Source organism: Nocardia ninae NBRC 108245, assembly GCF_007990755.1.
In the GTDB taxonomy this organism is placed as follows: Bacteria; Actinomycetota; Actinomycetes; order Mycobacteriales; family Mycobacteriaceae; genus Nocardia; species Nocardia ninae.
The window spans coordinates 100876-123912 of the sequence record NZ_BJXA01000017.1 but is presented as its reverse complement, the minus strand read 5'-3'; the positions used below and the strand labels follow the sequence as shown (position 1 = coordinate 123912).

The window sequence follows — 23037 nt, the reverse complement described above, 5'->3', positions numbered from 1 at the left end:
TCCACGCCGCCCAGCTCCGGGCGCATAGCGCCTTCTTTGCCTAGCAAACCTTCCGGGGCGGGCGGGGGCGGTCAGACCGCTTCGCGCAACTCCGGTGCCAGCCCGAACAACGGGAACAGCTTCTCCGTGTCGAGGAAGAAGCTCATGCCCGCAACCTCGTTGCCGTCGAGCTCCAGCACGGTGATCGACCACGGGAGCCACACGCCCGGCTCGCCGCTGGGCTTGTAGTGACCGAAGGCGGGGTTGCCGTTGGCGCCGTCCAGGCGGACCAGGCGGGAGTCGCGGCAGCCTGCGCCGTGGCCGAGCATGAACGCGGCCACGTTCGCCGGACCGGACACCCAGAACTCGATCGGCGGCATGGACAGCGCCACATCGGTTTTGAGCAGCGTGGTGAGGGTGTCCATGTCGTAGGCCTCGAACGCCTTGACGAAGTTGTCGACCAGCTTGCGCTGGTCCTCGTTCGACTCGTCGTAGTTGTCCGCGGTGCTCGGCTGCACCTTCGACATGGTGGCCCTGGCGCGTTGCAGCGCGCTGTTCACCGACGCGGGGGACATGGTCAGGGCTTCGGCGGTCTCGTTGGCGGAGAACCGCAGCACCTCGCGCATGATCAGGATCGCGCGCTGGGTGGCGGGTAGGTGCTGGCAGGCCGCGACGAACGCCAGGCGCAGCGTGTCCTTGGCCGAGGCGTGCTCGGCCGGGTCGGCGCCGAAGGCCAGGGCGTTCGGGATCGGCTCGATCCAGACGTAGTCCGGCTGCGGCGCGGGCAGTGGTGAATCCGGCCGCGACGGACCGTTCAGGTCCATCGGCCTGGCTCGCCGCTGCGGGCCGTCGAGCATGTCCAGGCAGACATTGGTGGCGATTCGATACAGCCAGGAGCGCAGGCTCGCGCGTCCCTCGAACGAGTCGTAGGACTTCCACGCGCGGGTGAAGGTTTCCTGGACGGCGTCCTCGGCTTCGAAAGACGAACCGAGCATGCGGTAGGCGTAGGCGCACAATTCCCGGCGGTGCTTCTCGAAAGACTCGAGCACGTCGGGAGCAAGGCCGGCGGAGTGGCCGGACGGGTCGTTCATGGATGTCACCATGCCACAGCCCACCGACACATCCCAGACCCGAAAGCTTGCTACCAGCACAAGCAAGATCAACGCGCGCGGTGCCGGGTGCGGGTGGTCACAGCTGTGGGGGCGAGCGATGAGTTCGGCGGCCGGGCCTCGTCCTTATTTCTGCGCAACTAAACAGGCGGACTACGAAAAGGTGTCGTGACATGACCAGCCGGATGATTTTTCTCAACCTACCCGTCGCCGAGCTGAACCGGTCGAAGAACTTCTACGAGGCGCTCGGCTGGAAGGTCAACCAGGAGTTCAGCGACGACAACGCGGCCTGCATCGTGATCGACGACAATATCTGCCTCATGCTGCTGACCAGACAGTTCTTCACCAACTTCAGCAAGCGCCAGGTCGCGGACACCACCGAGAAGATCGGCGCCACTTACGGATTGGCGCTCACCAGCAGCGCCGAGGTGGACGCGCTCGCAGCCGCGGCGCTCAGCGCGGGTGGCACCGAGGAGATCAGCGAGGACAAGCGCGCGCAGGAGGCGCAGGTCGGCATGTACAGCCGCACCTTCCTCGATCCGGACGGCCACCAGTGGGAGCCGTTCTGGATGGACTACCCGGGTAATTGAGCCCGGCATGAGCCGCCCCCGGTACCCGAAGGTGCCGGGGGCGGCGTGGTCTCAGCTGCCGGTGAAGGTCGGTTTGCGCTTCTCCGCGAAGGCCTTCGGGCCCTCCTTGGCATCGGTCGAGCGGAACACGGCCATGCCGAGCTTCGCGTCGATCTGGAACGCCTCTTCCTCGTGCATGCCCTCGGTCTCCCGGATGGTCCGCAGGATGGCCTGCACGGCCAGCGGGCCGTTGGCGGCGATCTGCGCGGCGAGTTCGAGGGCCTTGTCCAGCGCGCTGCCATCCGGGACGACGTGCCCGATCAGCCCAATCTCCTTGGCCTCGGCGGCGGTGACGTGCCTGCCGGTCAGCAGGATGTCCGCGGCGACGGTGTACGGAATCTGGCGGACCAGGCGCACCGCGGAGCCGCCGAGCGGGAACAGGCCCCAGCGTGCCTCGGACACACCGAATTTCGCGCTCTCGCCGGCCACCCGGATATCGGTGCCCTGCAGGATCTCGGTGCCGCCCGCGATGGCCGGGCCCTCGACCGCGGCGATCAGCGGCTTGGTGAGCCTGCGGCCCTTGAGCAGCGCCTCGATCTTCGACAGGTCCCAGCCGCCGCCGGCGAACGAATCGCCGGGGTGCTGCGCGGTCATCGCCTTGAGGTCCGCGCCCGCACAGAACGCGCCGCCCGCGCCGGTCAGAATGGCCACCCTGATGTCCGGATCGCTGTCCACCTGATCCCAGGCGTCGCGCATGATCGCCATCATCTCCGCCGAGAGCGCGTTGCGCGCCTCGGGGCGATTCATCGTGACGATGAGGACATGGTCGCGTTTCTCAACGAGGCAGTGCGGCATTAGCAGATCTCCTGACTTTCAAGCCTTGCCAGGAACAGTAACACGTTCTATTTTTAGCCTGTGAGCTACAACATAGCGGACCTTGTCGAACACGCCATCGACCTGATGCCCGACCGCGTCGCGCTCGCTGACGACGGCCGCGAGGTGACCTACGCACAGCTGGAGGAGCGCGCCAACAAGTTGGCTCACTACCTGCTCGAACACGGTGTGCAGCCGGGGGACAAGGTCGGCATCTACTCGCGCAACACGATCGAGGCCGTCGAGGCGATGGTCGCGGTGTTCAAGGCGCGGGCGGTGATGATCAATGTGAACTTCCGGTACGTCGAGAACGAGTTGCAATACATCTTCGACAATTCGGACATGGTCGCGCTGATCCACGAGCGCCGCTACAGCGATCGGGTGGCCGGGGTCCGGCCGAACACCCCGCAGCTGAAGACGGTTCTCGTCGTCGACGACGATACGACCGGCAGCATTGCGACCGCAGCGGATTCGGTCGAATACGAGACCGCGCTGGCCGCCTCGTCCGGGGAACGGGACTTCGGTCCCCGCTCGCCCGACGACATCTTCATGCTCTACACCGGCGGCACCACCGGGCTGCCCAAGGGCGTGATGTGGCGGCACGAGGACTGGTGGCGGGTGCTCGGCGGCGGCATCAACTTCATCACCGGCGAACCCATCGAGGACGAATGGCAGCAGTCCAAGACCGGTGCCGCCAACAACCCGCAGATGGTGCGGTTCCCGATTCCGCCGATGATCCACGGCGGCTCGCAGACCGCCACGTTCCACAGCCTGTTCGACGGCGGTAAAGCCGTGATGCTGCCCGAGTTCAGCGGGCACGGCGTGTGGCAGGCGATCGACCGCCACAAGATCAACCTCATCTTCATCACCGGCGATGCCATGGCGCGGCCGATGCTGGACGCGCTCATCGAGGGCAACCCGGAAACCGGTCAGCCGTACGACCTTTCGAGCCTCTACGTGATGGCGAGCAGTGCCGCACTCTTCTCGCCCGCGCTCAAGGACCAGTTCGTAGAGCTGCTGCCGAACCGGCTGATCTCGGACTCCATCGGCTCCTCGGAGACCGGTTTCGGCGGGCTGTCGATCGTCGCCAAGGGTGTGAACCACACCGGCGGACCGCGGGTGAAGATCGATGCCTCCACCCAGGTGCTCGACGAGCAAGGCAACCCGGTGGAACCCGGCTCCGGCCAGGTCGGCCTCCTCGCCCGCAGCGGGCACATCCCGCTCGGTTACTACAAGGACGAAGCCAAGAGCGCGGCAACCTTCAAGGTGTTCAACGGGATTCGTTACGCCATTCCCGGCGACTACGCCAGGGTCGAGGAAGACGGCACGGTCACCATGCTGGGCCGCGGCTCGGTCAGCATCAACAGCGGTGGCGAGAAGATCTACCCCGAAGAAGTCGAAGGCGCCCTCAAAACCCACCCGGAAATCTTCGACGCCCTCGTCGTCGGCGTAGAAGACCAGCGTTGGGGCCAACGTGTAGTCGCCGTCGTGCAATGCCGCGGCGAAAACCACCCCACCATCGAAGAACTCCGCCCCTTCCTGACCAAAGAAATAGCCCCCTACAAACTCCCCCGCAGCCTCTGGTTCGTAGACGAGATCAAGCGTTCCCCCGCAGGCAAGCCCGACTACCGCTGGGCCAAGTCCCAAACCGAATCCCGCCCCGCCGACGAGCACGCCGAGGCGAGCAGCAAGTAGGACGCCGGGGAACAGGGGATCGACGTGGCGGTCCGTTACGGGTTCTTCGAGGAGACGGCGCGCGGCTTCGAGCCGCTGCCGTTCGCCGCGAGCGCCTGGTCGCCGACGATGGTCAATGGACCCGCCGTCTGTGGGCTGCTGGCCAGAACACTGGAGCAGCACCATGGTTCGGCGGGCTTCCTGCCCGCCAGGTTGACCGTGGATCTGTTCCGGCCCACGCTCGCCAAACCGCTGACCGTGGTCACGGAGCTGGTTCGGGACGGGCGGCGGATCCGCGTCGCCGATGCCGCGTTGATGCAGGACGGTGTGGACGTGGCGCGGGCGACGGTCGTCTTCCTCGAGCGGTCGGCCCAGCCGCCGGGGCAGTTGTGGACGCGGGCGGAGGTGCCCCGGCCCCCGTCGGTGCCGGTCGCCACCGAACCCACGCGTCCGCTGTGGGGCAGTGACGCGCACGCCGAGGGCTGGTCGCCCGAGATCGGCGAGCACCAGAACAACAGTCGAAAGCGCATGTGGCAGGCACCGATGCGGGTGCTCGAGGGCGAACCACCCTCACCCTTCGTCGGTGCCGTGGTCATCGGCGAGGCCACCAGTCTGATGACCAACTGGGGCAGCGCCGGCGTCGGCTTCATCAACACCGACATGACACTGGCGCTGGCCCGTCTGCCCGTGGGTTCCGAGGTCGGCGTAGAGGCCGACAGCCACCTCAGCACCGACGGTGTAGCAGTCGGCAGCGCAACCTTGTTCGACAGAACCGGCCCCTTCGGCACCTGTGTAGTGACCGCCCTGTCCAACGCCCAACGCCAGGTCGACTTCACCAACGGCGACATCATCCAGGCGAAAGCCGGTATCCAATAACGACCTTCGGTCCGCCCGGATGTCGAGCGACGAGGGTCGAACCCCGCGCCGCCGACGAGCATGCCGAGTCGAGCAGCAAGTAAGTCTGGCTACACTAAAAACCGCTGCGAATCATGTAGCGGCCCTTCGGAAGTCGCGCCCCGGTCGCTGGGGCTAGCGTCGACGGTCGGTCTGGCGAGGGTGTCCGGTGCCTGCGAGTGTCAGGTACAGGGTTCGTTCCTCGTCGGCGATCGCGTACCAGATCCGGCCACCGCCGGTGATCTCGTACTGCCATTGCTCCAGTTCGGCACCGCCCATTTTGATCGACTTCAACTCGAATTTGAGTCGATGCTGCCGGGACGGGTTCGCGACGCTGCGTGGGTCGCTGGTGATGTCGACCCAGGCACGATCGAGATTGCCGGGAGCCTGCGCCAGCAGTTCGGCCCAGCCCTTCGCTGCATCGAGGTTGTGCACTACTACCCGCCATGGGCGCGGGCGGGGAACCTCGTCGCCCTTGCGAAGCTTCATTCGGCACCGCCGGGGCGGGCCACCTCGGTGAACTCGCTGGGCTCGAAGGGGCCGGCGAGGCGGCGCGCCAATTCTGGCTGGGCGTAGATCTCGGCGGTGTGCTGCCAGGCGACCAGGTCGCGGGCGAACGGGGTGAACAGGCCGGTGTCGGCCCCGGCGATCAGGTGATCGAGGAGTTCCTTGATGGCCTCGGTGCGCCCGGTGTTGGGTAGCCACTTCAACCAGGGCAGCTCTTCGGAGAACACTTCCTCAGCCAGGCTGCGATTCGTCTTCGCGATGATCGCGATGGTCCTGGCGAGCAGCCGGATCGCGGTCTCTTTCGCCTCGAACCGCTCGGACCGCGACAGCACCAGATTCTCGGCGTCGCGGCGCTCCAGGATCACGTCGGCGTCATCGAGCGCAGGAAAGACCGAGGTCTGTTTACGAATCAGGTCGCTGAACGGGAACGTCTTGGAGCTCATACACCCATCCTACGGGAAGTTCTGAAGTAGTTCAGTTAGCCGCCCGGCGAGACCGCTGATGTTCAGCGGTTGGGGAGTTCGGCGAGGCGGTGGGCTAGGGCGGTGCGGAAGGTGGGGATGCGGGTGAGGGTGGCGATGGCGAGGTTGCGGAGGGTGCGGGCGGGGCGGGGGCGGAGGGTGGCCATGCGGGTCATTCGGTCGGTGAAGGCCACGACGCCGAGGGCTATTGGGCGGCGGGTGGTTTCGTAGGTGTCGAGGAGGGTGTCGGGTTCGCCGGCGAGGACTCGGGCGAGGAGGGGGCCGAGGGTGGCGGCGTCTTGGATGCCGGTGTTCATGCCCTGGCCGCCTGCGGGGCTGTGCACGTGGGCGGCGTCGCCTGCGACCAGGATTCGGCCGGCGCGGTAGTGGGCGGCGACGCGGTGGTGCACGCGGAAGCGTGAGCTCCACAGCACCTCGCTGACTTTGACGTCGCCGCCGGGGCCGCGGGTGTCGAGCACGGTTTGGATGTCGTCGCGGGTCGGGTGCTCGGGTGCATCATCGAGGGTGGCGACTACGCGGTAGCGGTTTTGTTCGGCTGAGTCCGGCAACGGTGCGACGACCGTGACACCCTCGGGCGAAAGGTGAAGCGCCACTTCGTTTCGGGCGATCGGCCAGTCCATCCGGACGTCGGCCAGGACGAAAGATGCCGGGTAGGTGTCGCCGGCGAATTCGATGCCCGCCTGCTCGCGGACGACACTGTGCATGCCGTCGGCGCCGATGACATAGCCGGCGCGCAGTGTGCCGGCAGCGCCGTTGCCATCGGTGTATTCGACAGTCACGCCGTCATTTTCGTTGACCAGGCTGGTGACCTGATACGGCCGCCGCACCTCGCCGCCCGCCTTGTGCAGTCGGGCGAGCAGCACCGCCTCGGTGGTGTCCTGCGGCGTCATCAGGGTGTAGGGGTACGGCGTGGGGAGCCCGTCGAACCGGATGGTCGCCAGCGTGCGGGGGCCGTCGTGCACGGTGAACCGCGGCACCACAATGCCTTTCGCGATGAGCTCCTCGGCGATGCCGAGCTCGTGCAGCACCTCGAGGGTCCTGGCGTGCACGACGGCGGCGCGAGAAGTGTTGGCGCCCTCGGCAAGCCGATCGAGCAGGACGAAATCGACGCCCGCGTCGGCCAGCGTGATCGCCGCGGTGAGCCCGGCGGGGCCCGCACCGACGATCAGGACGGAGGTGGTGTCCGGCAGCGGGGTGGTGTTCATGGGAACTCCTGAAGTCAACATCTGTGGGCCAACGCTTGTTGGCATAACCGTAAGTCGCCGCGTTTCGTAAGTCAACAGTTGTTGGCCTACACTTGTTGGCATGACGACCGTGCCTGATCAACCGCCTGCACGCCGCTCCGACGCGACCCGCGCGGCGATTCTCGACGCCGCCCGCGCCCGATTCGCCGCGGAGGGCTACGGCAAGGCGACCATCCGTGCCATCGCGGCGGACGCGGCCATCGACCCGTCCATGGTCATGCGCTACTTCGGCAGCAAGGACGGCCTGTTCGCCGCCGCCGTCGACATCGATCTGGCCCTGCCCGACCTGGCCGCCGCCGACCGGGACTCGCTCGGTGAACTACTGGTGCGCCGCTTCCTCGCCCTCTGGGAAGAACCTCCCGGCAACGAGGTCATGCTGACCCTGCTGCGATCGGCTGTCACCGACGACGCCGTCACCGAACGCTTCCGCGCGGTCTTCGCCCAGCAGGTCCTGCCCGCCGTCCTGCGCTTCGGCGACCCCGCCGACGCCCCCCACCGCAGCGGCCTCGTGGTCACCCAACTCCTCGGCTTGGCCCTCTGTCGCTACGTCCTGCGCATCCCGCCGGTCGTCGCCTTCACCCGAGACGAACTGATCGCCGAAATCGCCCCCACGCTCCAGCGATACCTCACGTCGGCGAAGGACGAATAGGCGGACGAAAGTCGGCCCCGCCGGTGAGACCGACGGGGCCGATTCGTTCGGGCCGGTTTCGACTCCGGCAGGCGCAGGGCTAGCCGGTCCGGATCCACTCGACCTTGGTCGCGGTGGTGCCGAAGGCGGCGGAACTGGCTTCGAGGGCTGCGTTCTCCGCCGCCGCGGCGAGGTTCGCGAGTTTGACATCGGCCGGTGCCGCCGCGGCTTTCACCGCGGCTTGTTGTGCCGCTGCCGCGGTGAGCCGGACGTTCTTCGGCGGATTCGGGAGCTCGTCGATGGTCGCGAGGGCTGCGGTGGCGGCCTGGGCGGCAATCGCAGTGGCCTTGCCCGCGGCGGGCAACGAGGGCCGGAACTGGATTTCTTCGACGGCTACCGGCCGAACCTCCTGCGTGTACGTCACCGGCTCGTTGGTGGTGATGCCGGCTACCGCTTCGAATGCGGAGGCGCCGCGAGCATTGGCGCTGGCAGTGCGTGCCTCGGCCTGGGTGATGAGCGCGGCGGCCGTTCTACTCACCGGTTGGCCATGGGCATCGCCTATCCCACCCATGCAGCTCAGAAATAGGGCCGCGGCCGAAACCGCGAGTGTCGATCGTCGTGCCGCCAAGTAGCCCTCCAGGACTTCAGGTACCGATGTGGGTAGCGGTGCCCTGTTCGCGGCGGAGACCCGCTCCGAACGTCGACACCTCACCGGCATTCGGCGCAACACCTGATTTGGATGGGTACAGAATTCGGCCCGCCGGTCGAACCGGCGGGCCGAATGGGTACTGCGTTCGATCAGGAAGCGGCCAGGTGCGCACCGAGGGCGCGCAGGTGATCGGTGCCGCCGCCCAGTGCGAACTCATTGTGCTTGGCAGCGGTGAAGTAGTTGTGCACGATGTGGTCGCGGTCGATACCGACGCCACCGTGCACGTGCACGACGGTGTGCGCCACCCGGTGCCCCGCGTCGGCGGCCCAGAATTTGGCGGTGTGCACGGCTTCGGCGCTGGGCAGCTCCTCGGAGAGCTGCCAGGCGGCCTGGGTGACGGCGAGGCGCAGCCCCTGGACGTCGATGTAGGCGTCGGCGAGGCGCTGGGCCACGGCTTGGAAGCTGCCGACGGCCTTGCCGAATTGTTCCCGCTCGCGGGCGTATTCGGCAACCAGGTCGAGTGCGCGTTCCAGGGTGCCGAGTTGCAGGGCGCTGAGGCCGAGCCAGGCGCGGATGAGCATCCAGTCCAGGATTTCCGCGCCGTTCTCGACGGTGCCGACCAATTCGGCTGGGGTGTCGGTCAATTCGATCGCGTACTCGGGGGATCGGTCGACCACCTGCTGTGCGGTGACCGTCGCCGCCGACGGATCGACCAGGAACACCGCGGGCGCACCGGACACGGTGGCGGGAACCAGGATTCGGTCGGCCCGGTCGGCGAACGGCACGGTGGTCTTGGCCCCGGTGAGCCGCCAGCCGCCGTCCGCCTCGACGGCGGTGGTGGTGGGCTTGCTCGGCTCCCAGTTGTGTTCCTCCGCGAGCGCGGCCGTCAGGATGACCCGACCGGCACCCGCCTGGGTCGCCCGATCTTGCTGCGCCGCATCACCGAATCGAGCCAGCGCACCCGCGCCGACCACGATCGACCACAGATACGGCACCGCCGCGACGTGCTTGCCGAGCTCACGCAGCACTGCGGTCTGCTCGAGCACGCCGAAGTCGTTGCCGCCGACAGCCTCGGGCAGTGCCGCGGCGAGCACGCCGGTCTCGGCCAGCGAGCCCCAGAGCGCCTCGTCGAATCGTTCGGCCGCGGTGTCGAGTTCGCGCAGCCGGTCGGCGGTGACGAGCTTGCCGCACACCTCGCCGGTCAACCGGGCCAGGTCGAGCTGGGCTTCGGTGGGAGTGAAATCCATGTCTGCTACCTGCTTTCTGGTGGTGCGAGCGACGGGCCCGGAGGAGGTAGCCTGCGTAACCACGCAGGGCCCCGGGAGCGCCACCCATCGAACACAGCTCAGCGCGCCGCGGCGGGCTGCTTGAGGGCGGTCATCGCGATGATGTCGCGCTGCACCTCGTTGGTGCCGCCGCCGAAGGTGAGGATCAGCGCGGCCCGGTGCATCCGTTCCAGGCGACCGCGCAGCTCGGCACCGGGGGAGTCCTGGCGCAGATAAGCTTGCGGCCCTAGAACTTCCATCAGCAAGCGGTACGCCTCGGTGGCCAGTTCGGTGCCGTACACCTTGCAGGTGGAGGCGTCCCACGGCCGTGGCGCGGCGTCGCCGCCCGCGTCGGCCCGGCTGGCGATCTCCCAGTTCAGCAGCTTCAGGTACTCGACCTTGGCGTGCACGCGCGCGAGATTGAGCTGCACCCATTCCTGGTCGATGATGCGGGAACCGTTGGCGGCCTTGGTGTTGCGGGCCCACTCGACGGTCTGGCTCACCGCGAGCCCCAGCGGTCCCGCCGAGGTGAGCGCGACGCGCTCGTGGTTGAGCTGGTTGGTGATCAGCGCCCAGCCGCCGTTTTCCTGACCGACCAGGGCGCTCGCGGGCACCCGCACGTCCTGGTAGTAGGTCGCGCTGGTGTCCGGCCCGGCCATGGTGTGCACGGGGGTCCAGGAGAAGCCCTCGGCGCTGGTCGGCACGATGAGCATGCTGATGCCCTTGTGCTTCTTGACATTCGGATCGGTGCGCACCGCGAGCCAGACGTAGTCGGCGTACGCGATCAGACTGGTCCACATCTTCTGGCCGTTGATCACGTAGTCGTCGCCGTCGCGCACTGCGCTGGTGCGCAGGCTGGCCAGGTCGGTGCCCGCGCCGGGTTCGGAGTAGCCGATGGCGAAGTGCAGCTCGCCCGCCGCGATCTTGGGCAGGAAGAAGCGCTTCTGCTCCTCGCTGCCGTAGTGCATGATCGTCGGCGCGACCGAGTTGATGGTCAGGAACGGCACCGGCGCGCCCGCGATGGCCGCCTCGTCGGTGAAGATCAGCTGGTCCATCGTCGGCCGGTCCTGGCCGCCGAACTCCTTCGGCCAGGCCAGGGTGAGCCAGCCGTCGCGGCCCATCTCCTGCACGACCTCGCGGTAGACGTTGCCCTGGCCGTACTCGCCGGTCTGCGCGCTGAGCGCCGCCCGGCGCTCGGGGGTGATGAGTCGCGCGAAGTAGTCGCGCAGCTCCGCGCGTAGCTCCTCCTGCTGCGGCGTGTACGCAATGCGCATGGCAAATACCTCAGGCCTTCGTCGATGTGGGTTGCACCGATCATTGCATATGCACTGAAACATGTTCCAGTATTGGGGGTGAATCGGGTCGATGGCGCCACCTGCGGCGGCGTCGGCTTGTTAGGCTTCGGCAAGGATCGCGGTAAAGGAGTTCCCATGAAGGTCAGCGTCGATCTGGATCAGTGTGAGGCGAACGGAATCTGTGTCGGAATCGCCCCCGACGTGTTCGAACTCGATGACGAGGACCAGTTGCACATCCTGCAAGCCGACGTTCCGGCGGACCGGCTGGCCGACGTCGAGGATGCGGTGGCGCAATGCCCGAAAGCGGCCTTGCGGCTCCAGTGAGACCGACCCTTGCCATAGAATGGAACACGTTCTAGGGTCGGGCTCGTGGTTGATGATGTGAGTCTTGCGGGCCGGGTGGCGATTGTCACCGGTGCGGGTGCGGGGTTGGGGCGGGCCGAAGCGCTCGCGCTGGCCGGGGCAGGTGCCTCGGTAGTGGTCAACGATCTGTCGGAATCGGATGCGGTGTCCGACACCCTCGCCGAGATCCGCGCGCTCGGCGCCAAGGCCGAGTTCGTCGCGGGCAGCATCGCCGAACGCGCGACCGCCGACGCCTTGATCCGTACCGCGGACGAGGCCTTCGGCAGCGTCGACATCGTGGTGAACAACGCGGGCATCACCAGGGACCGGATGCTGTTCAACATGACCGACGAGGACTTCGACGCCGTCGTCGCGGTCCACCTGCGCGGTCATTTCCTCTTGTCCCGCAACGCCGCAACGTACTGGCGCGGCAAGTCCAAGGCGGCGGGCGCGCCGGTCTACGGCCGGCTGATCAACACCTCCTCCGAGGCGGGCTTGCTCGGCCCCGAGGGCCAGGCCAACTACGGAGCCGCCAAGGCGGGCATCACCGCGCTGACCCTCTCGGCCGCGCGGGCGCTGTCCCGATACGGCGTGCGCGCCAACGCGATCGCGCCGCGCGCGCGGACCGCGATGACCGAGGCCGTGTTCAGCGCGGCACCGGAAGGCGAGGTGGATCCGCTCTCGCCCGATCATGTGGCCAGGCTGGTCGCCTACCTCGCCTCGCCCGCCGCCGACCCGGTGAACGGGCAACTGTTCGTGGTCTACGGCGCCATGGTGGCGCTCATGGCGGCCCCCGTCGTCGAGCAGCGGTTCGACGCGGCCGGTGGCGCGTGGTCGGTCGGCGACCTGGCCGGCGCGCTCGGCGGCTATTTCACCGAACGCCCTGTGGGGCAGACTTTCTCGGCCTCGACCCTGTTGGATCTCGACTGAGTTCCGTGCGGTGCATCCGACACGGTGAAACAAGCGCAGCGAGGATCGGCTTCTGCAAGCCCCGCTGACAATAAACTGCTGATCAGCTGTCCAACTGTTGATCAGCGGTCGGGCAGTTGGTAGATATTGGGGGTCGAGACGTGTGCCACCGCACAAAGGTGGGATCAATCTCTGACACTCGTTCCAAATTCATATGCCGATGCAAAGAAAAAGTGCAGTTCAAAAGTGGCAAACATCTACCGGCAGCGTAGTGAACGTGTTCTAATCGTGGAGGCGGTGCGGCCTCGGTGAAGAATCGTGCCGTGAGGGCGTACGCAGGTTCTGAGCAAGGAGGTTCATAGATGAACGAGGTCCTTGCTGTGCCATTGCGGGCAGTCGGCGGGTTCTTCGAACTGACGGCCGAAGTAGCGCGAGCCAGTGTGCGCAGGCCATTTCAATGGCGCGAGTTCATCGACCAGTCCTGGTTCATCGCCCGCGTCTCGATCGTGCCCACGCTGTTGGTCGCGATTCCATTCACCGTATTGGTCAGCTTCACGCTGAACATCTTGTTGCGCGAGATCGGCGCGGCCGATCTCAGCGGCGCGGGCGCGGCTTTCGGCGCGGTCACCCAGGTCGGGCCGATCGTCACCGTGCTGATCGTCGCGGGAGCCGGCGCCACCGCCATCTGTGCTGACCTGGGCGCCCGCACTATTCGCGAGGAAATCGACGCGATGCGGGTGCTCGGCATCAATCCGGTGCAACGACTGGTGGTGCCCAGGGTGCTCGCGTCGATGTTCGTCGCGCTGATGCTCAACAGTTTGGTGTGCACCATCGGTATCGTCGGCGGATTTCTGTTCTCGGTCTTTCTGCAGGACGTGAACCCGGGCGCGTTCGTCAACGGCATCACGCTGCTGACCCATTTGCCCGAATTGGTCATCTCCGAGGTGAAGGCCGGATTGTTCGGGCTGATCGCCGGGCTGGTGGCCTGTTATCTGGGTCTGAATGTCAAAGGTGGTCCCAAGAGTGTCGGTGATGCGGTGAATCAGACCGTCGTCTTCGCCTTTATGGCCTTGTTCGTAGTGAACGTGGTGGTCACCGCCGTTGGTATCAAGTTCACGGCGCGGTGACCGCATGGCCTTCGTGATCGAATCCCGCTTCCCGCGTACCGTGCGACGGGTGCGTCGGATGTCGGACTCGCTCGATTCAGTCGGTAAACAGGCTGTGTTCTTCGCACAGGCCCTGGGCGCTATTCCGCGTGCCATGACGCACTATCGCACCGAAACCATTCGGCTCATCGCCGAAATCAGTATGGGCAGCGGCGCTTTGGCGGTGATCGGCGGCACCGTGGTGATCGTCGGCTTCCTCACGCTGTTCGCCGGCGGCACCATCGCCGTGCAGGGTTACAGCTCGCTCGGCAATATCGGCGTCGAGGCGCTCACCGGCTTCTTCGCGGCCTTCATCAATGTCCGCATCGCGGCGCCGGTGATCTCCGGCATCGGCCTGGCCGCCACCATCGGCGCAGGCTCGACCGCGCAGCTGGGCGCGATGCGGGTGGCCGAGGAGATCGACGCGCTGGAGTCGATGGCGATCCGGCCGGTGCCGTATCTGGTCGGCACCAGGGTGCTCGCCGGGATGATCGCGATCGTGCCGCTCTACGCGCTGGCGGTGATCGCGTCGTTCCTGGCCAGCCGGTTCGCGACGGTGGTCATCTACGGGCAGTCGGCCGGCGTGTACGACCACTACTTCTCCACCTTCCTGATCCCGAGCGACATTCTCTGGTCGTTCGCCCAGGCGATCTTCATGGCGCTGGCGGTCATGCTGATCCACACCTATTACGGCTTCAATGCCGCGGGCGGACCGGTCGGCGTCGGCATCGCGGTCGGCAATGCGGTGCGGGCCTCGCTGGTCGCGGTGGTCACGGTGACCCTGCTGATCTCGCTGGCCATCTACGGCACCTCCGGCAACTTTCATCTCTCCGGGTAAAGCGATATGGCGGATTCGAAGCAATTGCGCGCTGCAGCGGGTTACAAGGTGGCCGGTGCCGCGATGGTGCTCGCGCTGGCCGCGATCGTGGCCGTCGCACTGGTGATGTTCGTAGGCGGGTTCACCCCGACGGCCACCGTCACGGTCGACGCACCGCGCAGCGGGCTGGTGCTCGATCCCGATGCCAAGGTGAAGGTGCGCGGAGTGGAGATCGGCCGGGTGGTCGCGATCGATCAGACCGCCGACGGCGCCAGCTTGAAGCTCGCGCTCAATCCTGATCAGCTGAAGCTGGTTCCGGCCAACGCGGGCGTGGATATCCGTTCCACCACCGTGTTCGGCGCGAAGTACGTGAACTTCACTGTGCCCGAACAGCCTTCGGCGGCGTCGCTGCAGCCCGGCGCGCGGGTGGCGGTGCAGCACGTGACCGTCGAGTTCAACACGCTGTTCCAGCATCTGTCCGATGTGCTGGCCAAGGTGGAGCCGGAGAAGCTGAACGCGACTCTGTCCGCGCTCGGCACGGCGCTGCAGGGTCGCGGCGAGAAGCTGGGCGACCTGCTCGCCCGCAGCGACGCCTACCTGCGCGACATCAACCCGTATCTGCCTACGCTGCAAGAGGATCTGGTGCGCACCGGCGCGGTCACCGACCTGTACGCCGACACCGTCCCCGACCTGCTGCGCACCGTAGACAACGCCACCGGCACCAGCCAGACGCTGGTCGACGAGCAGCAGAGCCTGGACAACATGCTCGCCAACCTGACCGGCCTCGCCGACACCACCGGATCGGTATTGCGGGAGAACGAAGGCGATTTCAGCACCGCGCTGGATCTGCTGCGCCCCACGACGGCCCTGCTTTTCGAGTACGCCCCGGCGCTCGGCTGCATCATCAACGGCCTCGGCCCGATGATGCCGCTCGCCGAGGATGTGTTCGGCGGCAAGCTGCCCGGCATCGGGATGAACACCAACTTCATGTTCGGCGCGCAGCCCTACAAGTACCCGGACGACCTGCCGAAGGTGAACGCGACCGGCGGTCCGCAGTGCGCGGGCGTGCTGGATCGGGTGCCGGGCAGCCATGCCGACTATGTCGTCACCGACACGAACCAGGGAGCTCCGTACGTGCCGAACACGGGTTTCACGAAGCCCAACGAGGCGCCGAAGGTATTCCAGCTGTTGTTCGCCGGGCTGCCGGGGGTGGGCAGGCTGTGAAGAACACCGCGACGACCGTCAAACTGCTCATCTTCACGCTGGTGATGGCACTCGTCTTCGCCGGACTGGTGGTGGTTTTCAGCCAGATGCGCTTCGCCAGGGAGTACGGCTACCACGCCGTGTTCACCAGTTCGTCGGGCATGCTGCCCGGCTCGAAGGTGCGCATCGCCGGTGTGCCGGTCGGTTCGGTCTCCTCGGTGAAGGTGGGCAAGGACCACCTCGCGCACGTCGAGTTCGATGTCGACCGCAAGTACCGGCTGCTCACCAGCACCCGTGCCACGATCAGATACGAAAACCTGGTCGGTGACCGGTATCTGGAGCTGCTGGAGGGCCCCGGCTCGACCGAGGTGCTGCGCGACGGCGGCACCATCGGCCCGGACAAGACGGCGCCCGCGCTCGACCTGGACATGCTGCTCGGCGGGTTCCGGCCGCTGCTGCGCGGGCTGGATCCGGCGCAGGTGAACGATCTGACCAGCGCGCTGCTACAGATTTTCCAGGGCCAGGGCGGCACGCTGGTCTCGTTGCTCAACAGCGGCGGCTCGTTCGCGAAGACGCTGGCCGACCGCGACGAGTTGATCGGCAACGTGATCAACAACCTGAACACGGTGCTGCAGACCATCGATCAGCGTGGCGAGCAGTTCGCCACCACGCTCGACGAATTGCAGCGCCTGATCAGTGGTTTGGCCGCCGAGCGCGATCCGATCGGCGACGCGCTGCCGCGTATCGCGGGCGCAACCCGCGACCTGACCGGCCTGCTCCAGCAGGCGCGGCCGGACCTGCGCTCCACCATCGAGCACACCGGGCGGCTGGCCACCAACCTCGACGAGGGCTCGGACACGCTGCAGTGGGTGTTCGACAAGCTGCCCGAGACCTACAAGAAGCTGATCCGCATCGGCGCCTACGGTTCGTTCCTGCAGCTCTACATCTGCGGGACCAACCTGGTCGTGGACGGTCCGGATGGGCAGCCGATGCAAGTGAACCTGCCGGGTAAGCAGACGACCGGAAGGTGCACGCCCTGATGAACGAGCGATCACGTGTCGTCACCATCGGCATCGTCGGCCTGGTCGTCGCGGCGTGTGTCGCCTTGTCGGCCTTGCAGTTCGACCGGCTGCCGTTCGTGCGCGGTGGCGCGACCTACACCGCGTACTTCGCCGACGCGGGCGGGCTGGTGCCCGGCGACCCGGTCCAGGTGGCCGGCGTCCGCACGGGCCGGGTGGACGACGTGCAGTTGGACGGCGCCAAGGTGCTGGTCCGGTTCACCCTCGACGAGTCGATCGTGCTGGGCCAGAAGTCTTCCGCCGCGATCAAGACCAATACCGTGCTCGGCCGTAAGTCGCTCGAGGTGACCCCGATCGGATCGGGCGCGCTGCGGCGCAGCGACACGATCCCGCTGGACCGCACCACGTCGCCGTACTCGCTCAACGACGCGCTCGGCGATCTCGGCCGCACGGTGCAGGACCTGGACCTGGCGCAGGTGGACAAGACGCTGGACACCCTCTCGGCGACCTTCGCCGACACCCCGGCCCCGCTGCGGGCGGCGCTGGACGGCGTTACCGCGCTGTCGCGCAGCATCAATGCCCGCGACCAAGCCCTGACCGAGCTGCTGGGCCGGGCCCAGAACGTCACCAAGATCCTGGCCGACCGGAGCAACCAGATCAACGCGCTGCTGCTGGACGGCAACGACCTGCTCGGCGAGCTGGATCGGCGCCGTGCCGCGATCGGTCAGCTGATCGTCTACGTGAACGAGGTGGCCAAGCAGCTGTCCGGCCTGGTCTCCGACAACGAGCCACTGCTGAAACCCGCGCTGGACAAATTGAATTCGGTGCTCGGCCTGCTGCAGCGCAACCGGCAGAACCTGAACGACGCGCTCGACGGCCTCGGCCCGTACGCCGCGGCGCTCGGCGAGCAGGTCGGCAACGGCCCGTGGTTCAACGCCTACGTCGTCAATGCCTCCAGCACGGAGTTGCAGCCGCTCGTCGACGCGCTGGTGTGGCCGGAGCATCTGCCCGAAGACCTCCGCAATATCTTCACCAACCCGGCACCGCCGTCGATCGGGCCCGCCCTCCAGGAGCCACCGCGATGAACATGCTGGACAGAGCCCGCAAGCTGCCGCGATGGGTGCTGGTCGCCGCAGGCGTGCTGGTCGCCGCGCTGGTGCTGGCCGGTGCGTACACCGGCGTCACCCGGATCGGAAAGACCACGATCACCGCGTATTTCCCGTCGACCTCCGGCCTGTACGAGGGCGACGAGGTCCGGGTGCTCGGCGTCAATGTCGGCCGCATCGACTCGATCGAGCCGGGCAAGGACCGCGTCACGGTGAAAATGACCGTGGATCGTGGGGTCGACATCCCGGTCGATGCGCGCGCGGTGATCATTTCGCCCTCGCTGGTCTCGGCGCGGTTCATCCAGGTGGCGCCCGCCTACGTCGGCGGCCCGAAAATGGCCGACGGCGCGGAGATCCCGCTCGAGCACACGGCCGTGCCGGTGGAGTGGGACGACATCAAGACCGAACTGTCCAAGCTGGCAACGACTCTCGGTCCGGTCGGCGACGACACACAGGGCTCCTTCGGCCGCTTCGTCAATACCGCCGCCGACAACATGGACGGCAACGGCCAGAAACTGCGCGATACGCTGCGGGAACTGTCCGCCACGCTGAACACGCTGTCGGACGGGCGCACCGATCTGTTCGGCACCATCCGCAATCTGCAGAAGTTCGTCGACGTGCTGTCGGCGAGCAACGAGCAGATCGTGCAGTTCGGCGGCAGGCTCGCGTCGGTGTCCTCGGTGCTGGCCGGTACCTCCGCGGAACTCGGTGCGGGACTGGACAATCTGGATACCGCGCTCGGTGATGTGAAGCGTTTCCTGGAGGGCAGCGGCGCCGAACTCACCGAGGGCGTGCAGCGACTGGCCGACGTCACTCAGCAGCTGGTGGACAAGCGCCCCGAGCTGGAGCGGGTGCTGCACTCGGGGCCGACGGCGCTGGTGAACTTCTATCAGATCTACAAGCCCGCCCAGGGCACCCTGGCCGGTGCGGTGGCGCTCAACAACACCGCCGATCCGCTCAGCTTCCTGTGTGGTTCGGTGCGGGCGCTGGAGGCCAATGATTCCGATCGCTCCGCCGATCTGTGCGCGCAGTACCTGGCGCCGGTGATCAGCTCGCTCGCCATGAATTACGCGCCGATCATGCTCAATCCGGCCACCGGGGTGCACGCGTTCCCGGATCAGCTGAAGTACAGCCCGCCGAGCCTGGCCGGGCAGGTGGCGCCGCCGGGACCGCCGCCGGTCACCGTGCCGGACGGCATTGCCGGACTTGCTATCCCAGGAGGAGGGCGATGAAGCGGCCTCGCGCATTCATGGCTCGCGAGCAGCCTCGGGAGAGTGCTGTGCGACCGCGCCGGATGGCAACGGCGGTGGTCGGTCTCGCACTGGCGCTCGGCGTATCCGGCTGCGAGTGGGACGGTTTGAACTCGCTGCCGATGCCGGGCACCGAGGGCACCATGGACGGCGCGTATCAGGTGCGCATCCAGATGCCGAATGTGACCACGCTGACCAGGAATTCGCCGGTCCGGGTCGACGACGTCACCGTCGGGACGGTGTCGAACATCGAGGTGGAGGGCTGGCACGCGCTGGTCACCGTCACCCTGAATCCGAGCGTGCGGCTGCCCGCCAATGCCGTCGCCAAGATCGGGCAGACCAGTCTGCTCGGCAGCAACCACGTCGAACTGGCCGCGCCGAAAGACACTGCGCCGCAAGGGCAGCTGAAGGGCGACGACATCATTCCCCTGGAGCGGGCCGGCGCCTTCCCGACGACGGAGCAGGTGCTGTCGTCGCTGTCGGTGGTGCTCAACGGTGGTGGCATCTCGCAGCTGGAAACCATTACCCGCGAACTGAATTCGGCGCTGAGCGGGCGGGAGAACGACATCCGCGACCTGCTGCCGCAGCTCAACGAGCTCACCACCAACCTGGACAAGCAGCGCAACGACATCATCGCGGCGATGAGCGGACTGGACCGGCTCGGCGGCCAACTGGCCCAGCAGCGCGACGTGGTCGCGGCCGCGATCGAGCGGATCCATCCCGCGCTCACCGTGCTCGCCGACCGCACCGCGAACATCACCGCGACGATCAGCGCCCTCGGCGACCTCAGCGACGTCACCGACCGGCTCATCGCCAGCAGTGGTGACAACCTGAAGGCCAACCTGCGCAGCCTCGCGCCGGTGCTGGAGACGCTGGCCGACACCGGGGTGAACCTCGTCGAGGCGATGAAGATCATTCCGACCTTCCCGTTCCCGATGAAGAACCTCGACAAAGCGATCATGGGCGACTACTTGAACCTGTTCATCACGGTCGACCTGACCGGCAAGCGGTTGGACAGCAACTGGCTGACCGGCACGCCGCTCGGCGGTCGATTCGGTGGCGTGGAGGGCGTGATCGGCAGCTTCGCGCCCGATACCGCGACGCAGAGCGGCAACCCGGCCACCGGACCGCTGCAGCCAGGGCCGGACGCAGGCGCACAGCCGACGCCGACCCTGCCCGGCCTGCCGCCGATTCCCGGCCTGCCCGCCATCCCCGGGCTGACCGTGCCGTTGCCCGGAGCCACTGCGCCACAAGGGGGTCCGGGCCGATGACGCTCACCCGATTCGTCCGCGTCCAGCTGTCGATCTTCGCCGTGCTGACGGTGATCGGCCTGGTGGTGATGGGCGGGGTGTATGTGAAGGTGCCCGCGATGCTCGGCATCGGCCGCTACGACGTCACGGTGCAGCTCGAGGCGACCGGCGGGCTCTACCCGACCGCCAACGTCGCCTACCGGGGCACGAATATCGGTGTGGTGCAGGATGTCCGGCTCACCTCCGGCGGCGTCGAGGCGGAGCTGTCGATCGACAGCGACTACAAGATCCCCGCCGATGTCACCGCGTGGGTGCGCAGCGTCTCCGCGGTGGGCGAGCAGTACGTCGACCTGATCCCGGCCGAGCGCCCGGCCGGCGGAAACCTGGCCGACGGTGCGGTGATTCCGGTGGGGCGCACCAAACTTCCGCAGGACGTCGGCTCGCTGCTCGATCAGTCCGACCGGCTGCTGTCCAGCGTCGCCGACACCCGGCTGCGCCAGGTGATCGACGAGGCGTTCCAGGCCTTCAACGGTGCCGGACCGGATCTGCAGCGGTTCATCGACTCGGCCTCGCTGCTGGTGCAGGAGGCGCAGAACAGCGCGGAACCGACGAAGAAGCTGATCGACCAGATCGGGCCGTTGCTCGACACGCAGCTCGAGTCCGACGCGGCGATCCGGTCGTGGACCAGCGACCTGGCCACGGTGACCGACCAGCTGCGCGAGCACGACCCGTCGCTGCGCAACGTGCTGCGCGACGGGCCCGCCGCGATGCAGCGGGTCACCACGCAGTTCGAATCGCTGCGACCGACACTGCCGCTGCTGCTGACCAACCTGGTCAGCGTCGGCCAGGTCGGCGTCACCTATCACGCTGGGCTGGAACAACTCCTGGTGGTTTTCCCGCCGCTGATCGCGGCGCTGAAGACGATCATCCGTGGTCCGGCGGAGTACGGCGCGATGGTCGACTTCATGGTGGTGGTCAACGACCCGCCCGCCTGCACGACCGGCTTCCTGCCCGCCAACGAGCGGCGCTCACCCAGCGAGCTGGACTCGATCCCCTCGCCGCCCGGCCTGTACTGCAAGGTGCCGCAGGATTCACCGATCGCGGTACGCGGCATCCGCAACACGCCGTGCGCGGAGTTCCCCGGCGTGCGAGCGCCGACACCCGAGCTCTGCCGGACCGGCTTTATCCCGCAAGGCAACAATCCCCCGTTCGGCCCGTCGCAACCGGTACCGTCGGCGTCCGCGCCGGTGGACCCGGGGACGGCACCGGCGGCACCCGCCGCGTACGGCACCGGAACGCCGGCTGCCGCGAGATCCTATGACCCGTCCACCGGCCAGTACATCGGCCCGGACGGCCGCACCTACCGACAGGGCGATATCGGACCGGGCGGTTCGGGCACGGTACCGTCGAGCTGGCAGGCGATGCTCGAGGAGCAGCAACGATGACTGAGAACAACGGAGATCGGCACCGTACGCGGCGACGCGCGGTGCGCTCGGTGGGCCCACCCGCCGAGGAGACGGCTGATTCCGGCGTGACGTCGGTTCCGGTCGAGCGTGCGAGTAGCGCGGTGGCGACCGCCGGGGCGCCGGGTAAGCAAGCGGGCAGTGCCGCGCCGTCGAGCGCTGGAAGTGTGTCCGCTGCTGCGGATTCCAAGGCGGATGCGCCCGCAGACACCGTTGCGGTCGAGGCAGATGCCGCTGTGGCCGACTCTCGGAACGATGCGGACACTGCCGCCGCTGACACGGACACCGCGGACACTGCCGCTGTCGTAGCCGCCGCTCCGGCGAACAGTCAGCCCGTCGATCTCGACAAGGCTCCCGCCGATGCCCAGCACGACGAGAAGCCGAAGAAACCCACCCGCCGCCTGACCACCCTGGCCGCAGCCGCCGCCCTGGTGCTCGCACTGCTGATCGCCGCAGCGCTGTCCGCGGTGGTGCAGGCCCACTCGCTCGACACCCGCGACGCGCGCCGCGCCGAGTATGTGCAGACCGCCCGGCAGGCCGTCCTGAACCTCACGACTATCCGCGCCGATTCGGCGAAGGAAGACATCGACCGCATCCTGTCGCTGGCCTCCGGCCAGTTCAAGAACGAATTCGATGGTCGCGTCGATCCGTTCATGAACATCGTGCAGCAGGCCAAGGTCGTCTCCAACGGCGAGATCGTGGAGGCGGCGATCGAGAGCGACGAGGAGGACTCCGCGAAGATCTTGGTCGCGGCCAAACAGACGTTGACCAACGCGGGGCAGGAGGGGCCGCAGACGCGGTTCTACCGCTTCCGGGTCACCGTGAGCGACGGCGACTCCGGTCTGACCGTATCCAAAGTGGAGTTCGTGGCATGACAACGCGGAGCAAAATCTTCCTGGCCGCAGCGAGCGTTGTCGCGGTCGCGGCGCTGATCGTGTTGAGCGTCAACGGTTTACGGATCTGGAACGACCAGCAGGCCGAGCAGGCGCGCAAGGATGCGGTGACCGCTGCCGACCGGACGGTCACCGCCATGTTCACCTACGACTATCAGACGGTGGACCGGGAACTGCCCAAGGCGGCCGACAACCTCTCGCCGAAGTTCCGCGAGGACTATCTGAAGCTGATCACGCAGGCCATCGCCCCCGGCGCCAAGGACAAGCAGCTCTCGGTGAAGGCGACCACTCAGGCGGCAGGCGTGGTGTCGGCCGACAAGTCCCGCGTCGAGGTCCTGCTGTTCCTGAATCAGGTGACCACCAGCAAGGATTCGCCGCAGGGCACCACCAGCGGCAGCCGGGTCCGGGCCACGGTGAACAAGGACGGCGACCGCTGGCTGGTCGATCAAGTCACTCCGGTCTGAGCCGAACC

The 23037-nt window shown here is 67.2% G+C and carries 24 protein-coding genes; 16 read left to right on the top strand and 8 right to left on the bottom strand.

All coding sequences use genetic code 11. The features are described from left to right. Positions 1 to 71 precede the first annotated feature (71 nt). Positions 72 to 1070 (bottom strand): sigma-70 family RNA polymerase sigma factor, encoded by a 999-nt coding sequence (locus NN4_RS15715; protein ID WP_147131177.1) that lies wholly within the window; start codon positions 1068 to 1070, stop codon positions 72 to 74. A 191-nt stretch (positions 1071 to 1261) separates the two neighbouring features. Here NN4_RS15715 and NN4_RS15710 point away from each other — a divergent pair, with 191 nt between their 5' ends. Next, positions 1262 to 1678: a VOC family protein gene (locus NN4_RS15710; protein WP_147131174.1), complete on the top strand. Its 417-nt coding sequence runs from the start codon at positions 1262 to 1264 to the stop codon at positions 1676 to 1678. 51 nt (positions 1679 to 1729) lie between these two features. Here NN4_RS15710 and NN4_RS15705 read toward each other — a convergent pair whose 3' ends face one another. After that, positions 1730 to 2512, bottom strand: a complete 783-nt coding sequence (locus NN4_RS15705) for a crotonase/enoyl-CoA hydratase family protein (RefSeq protein WP_107653924.1) — start codon at positions 2510 to 2512, stop codon at positions 1730 to 1732. Between the two features lie 60 nt (positions 2513 to 2572). Between NN4_RS15705 and NN4_RS15700 the strand changes: the two genes are divergently transcribed. Continuing rightward, positions 2573 to 4225, top strand: a complete 1653-nt coding sequence (locus NN4_RS15700) for an acyl-CoA synthetase (RefSeq protein ID WP_147131170.1) — start codon at positions 2573 to 2575, stop codon at positions 4223 to 4225. A gap of 24 nt (positions 4226 to 4249) precedes the next feature. Beyond that, complete coding sequence (locus NN4_RS15695; RefSeq protein WP_308633325.1) at positions 4250 to 5080, top strand: thioesterase family protein; 831 nt, start codon at positions 4250 to 4252, stop codon at positions 5078 to 5080. Positions 5081 to 5233: 153 nt separating this feature from the next. Here NN4_RS15695 and NN4_RS15690 read toward each other — a convergent pair whose 3' ends face one another. The 3 genes from NN4_RS15690 to NN4_RS15680 all read right to left on the bottom strand — a co-directional run bounded on the left by NN4_RS15690 (position 5234) and on the right by NN4_RS15680 (position 7292). Next, the gene (locus NN4_RS15690; RefSeq protein WP_147131164.1) at positions 5234 to 5587 is read right to left on the bottom strand and encodes a hypothetical protein; all 354 of its coding nucleotides are present in this window, start codon (positions 5585 to 5587) and stop codon (positions 5234 to 5236) included. Then, on the bottom strand, positions 5584 to 6048 hold the full coding sequence (locus NN4_RS15685) for a hypothetical protein (protein ID WP_147131160.1): 465 nt from the start codon (positions 6046 to 6048) through the stop codon (positions 5584 to 5586). The genes NN4_RS15690 and NN4_RS15685 overlap by 4 nt, the downstream gene beginning before the upstream one ends. A 62-nt stretch (positions 6049 to 6110) precedes the next feature. Continuing rightward, a complete protein-coding gene (locus tag NN4_RS15680) occupies positions 6111 to 7292 on the bottom strand; it encodes an FAD-dependent monooxygenase (protein WP_147131156.1) in 1182 nt (393 codons plus the stop codon). A gap of 100 nt (positions 7293 to 7392) precedes the next feature. On the opposite strand from NN4_RS15680, the gene NN4_RS15675 reads away from it, so the two are divergent. Beyond that, complete coding sequence (locus tag NN4_RS15675; RefSeq protein WP_147131153.1) at positions 7393 to 7980, top strand: TetR/AcrR family transcriptional regulator; 588 nt, start codon at positions 7393 to 7395, stop codon at positions 7978 to 7980. A 79-nt stretch (positions 7981 to 8059) separates the two neighbouring features. On the opposite strand, the gene NN4_RS15670 is transcribed toward NN4_RS15675, so the two are convergent. The 3 genes from NN4_RS15670 to NN4_RS15660 all read right to left on the bottom strand — a co-directional run bounded on the left by NN4_RS15670 (position 8060) and on the right by NN4_RS15660 (position 11147). Next, a complete protein-coding gene (locus tag NN4_RS15670; protein ID WP_147131150.1) occupies positions 8060 to 8497 on the bottom strand; it encodes a hypothetical protein in 438 nt (145 codons plus the stop codon). A gap of 260 nt (positions 8498 to 8757) precedes the next feature. Further along, positions 8758 to 9855, bottom strand: a complete 1098-nt coding sequence (locus NN4_RS15665) for an acyl-CoA dehydrogenase family protein (protein ID WP_147131147.1) — start codon at positions 9853 to 9855, stop codon at positions 8758 to 8760. 98 nt (positions 9856 to 9953) lie between these two features. Beyond that, on the bottom strand, positions 9954 to 11147 hold the full coding sequence (locus NN4_RS15660) for an acyl-CoA dehydrogenase family protein (RefSeq protein WP_107653931.1): 1194 nt from the start codon (positions 11145 to 11147) through the stop codon (positions 9954 to 9956). A 156-nt stretch (positions 11148 to 11303) separates the two neighbouring features. On the opposite strand from NN4_RS15660, the gene NN4_RS15655 reads away from it, so the two are divergent. The 12 genes from NN4_RS15655 (at position 11304) to NN4_RS15600 (ending at position 23029) form a co-directional block, all read left to right on the top strand. Further along, positions 11304 to 11492 (top strand): ferredoxin, encoded by a 189-nt coding sequence (locus tag NN4_RS15655; protein ID WP_107659980.1) that lies wholly within the window; start codon positions 11304 to 11306, stop codon positions 11490 to 11492. A 45-nt stretch (positions 11493 to 11537) separates the two neighbouring features. After that, positions 11538 to 12440, top strand: coding sequence for a 3-oxoacyl-ACP reductase (locus NN4_RS15650; protein ID WP_147131144.1), 903 nt, complete (start codon positions 11538 to 11540; stop codon positions 12438 to 12440). A 341-nt stretch (positions 12441 to 12781) separates the two neighbouring features. Next, positions 12782 to 13546 (top strand): MlaE family ABC transporter permease, encoded by a 765-nt coding sequence (locus NN4_RS15645; protein WP_107653933.1) that lies wholly within the window; start codon positions 12782 to 12784, stop codon positions 13544 to 13546. 4 nt (positions 13547 to 13550) lie between these two features. Further along, entirely contained in the window at positions 13551 to 14402 is an 852-nt protein-coding gene (locus NN4_RS15640) for an MlaE family ABC transporter permease (protein WP_147131141.1), read from the top strand. A gap of 6 nt (positions 14403 to 14408) precedes the next feature. Beyond that, the gene (locus tag NN4_RS15635) at positions 14409 to 15605 is read left to right on the top strand and encodes an MCE family protein (RefSeq protein ID WP_147131138.1); all 1197 of its coding nucleotides are present in this window, start codon (positions 14409 to 14411) and stop codon (positions 15603 to 15605) included. Beyond that, a complete protein-coding gene (locus tag NN4_RS15630) occupies positions 15602 to 16624 on the top strand; it encodes an MCE family protein (RefSeq protein ID WP_147131135.1) in 1023 nt (340 codons plus the stop codon). The genes NN4_RS15635 and NN4_RS15630 overlap by 4 nt, the downstream gene beginning before the upstream one ends. After that, positions 16624 to 17688: an MCE family protein gene (locus tag NN4_RS15625; protein ID WP_147131132.1), complete on the top strand. Its 1065-nt coding sequence runs from the start codon at positions 16624 to 16626 to the stop codon at positions 17686 to 17688. Before NN4_RS15630 ends, NN4_RS15625 begins: the two co-directional genes overlap by 1 nt. Further along, on the top strand, positions 17685 to 18941 hold the full coding sequence (locus tag NN4_RS15620) for an MCE family protein (RefSeq protein ID WP_147131129.1): 1257 nt from the start codon (positions 17685 to 17687) through the stop codon (positions 18939 to 18941). The genes NN4_RS15625 and NN4_RS15620 overlap by 4 nt, the downstream gene beginning before the upstream one ends. Next, positions 18938 to 20230, top strand: a complete 1293-nt coding sequence (locus tag NN4_RS15615; protein ID WP_371865655.1) for an MCE family protein — start codon at positions 18938 to 18940, stop codon at positions 20228 to 20230. Before NN4_RS15620 ends, NN4_RS15615 begins: the two co-directional genes overlap by 4 nt. Beyond that, positions 20227 to 21654, top strand: coding sequence for an MCE family protein (locus tag NN4_RS15610; protein ID WP_147131126.1), 1428 nt, complete (start codon positions 20227 to 20229; stop codon positions 21652 to 21654). Before NN4_RS15615 ends, NN4_RS15610 begins: the two co-directional genes overlap by 4 nt. Further along, the gene (locus NN4_RS15605) at positions 21651 to 22547 is read left to right on the top strand and encodes an Rv1363c family protein (protein WP_147131123.1); all 897 of its coding nucleotides are present in this window, start codon (positions 21651 to 21653) and stop codon (positions 22545 to 22547) included. Before NN4_RS15610 ends, NN4_RS15605 begins: the two co-directional genes overlap by 4 nt. Next, entirely contained in the window at positions 22544 to 23029 is a 486-nt protein-coding gene (locus NN4_RS15600; protein WP_147131120.1) for a h domain protein, read from the top strand. Before NN4_RS15605 ends, NN4_RS15600 begins: the two co-directional genes overlap by 4 nt. The last annotated feature ends 8 nt before the right edge of the window (positions 23030 to 23037 follow it).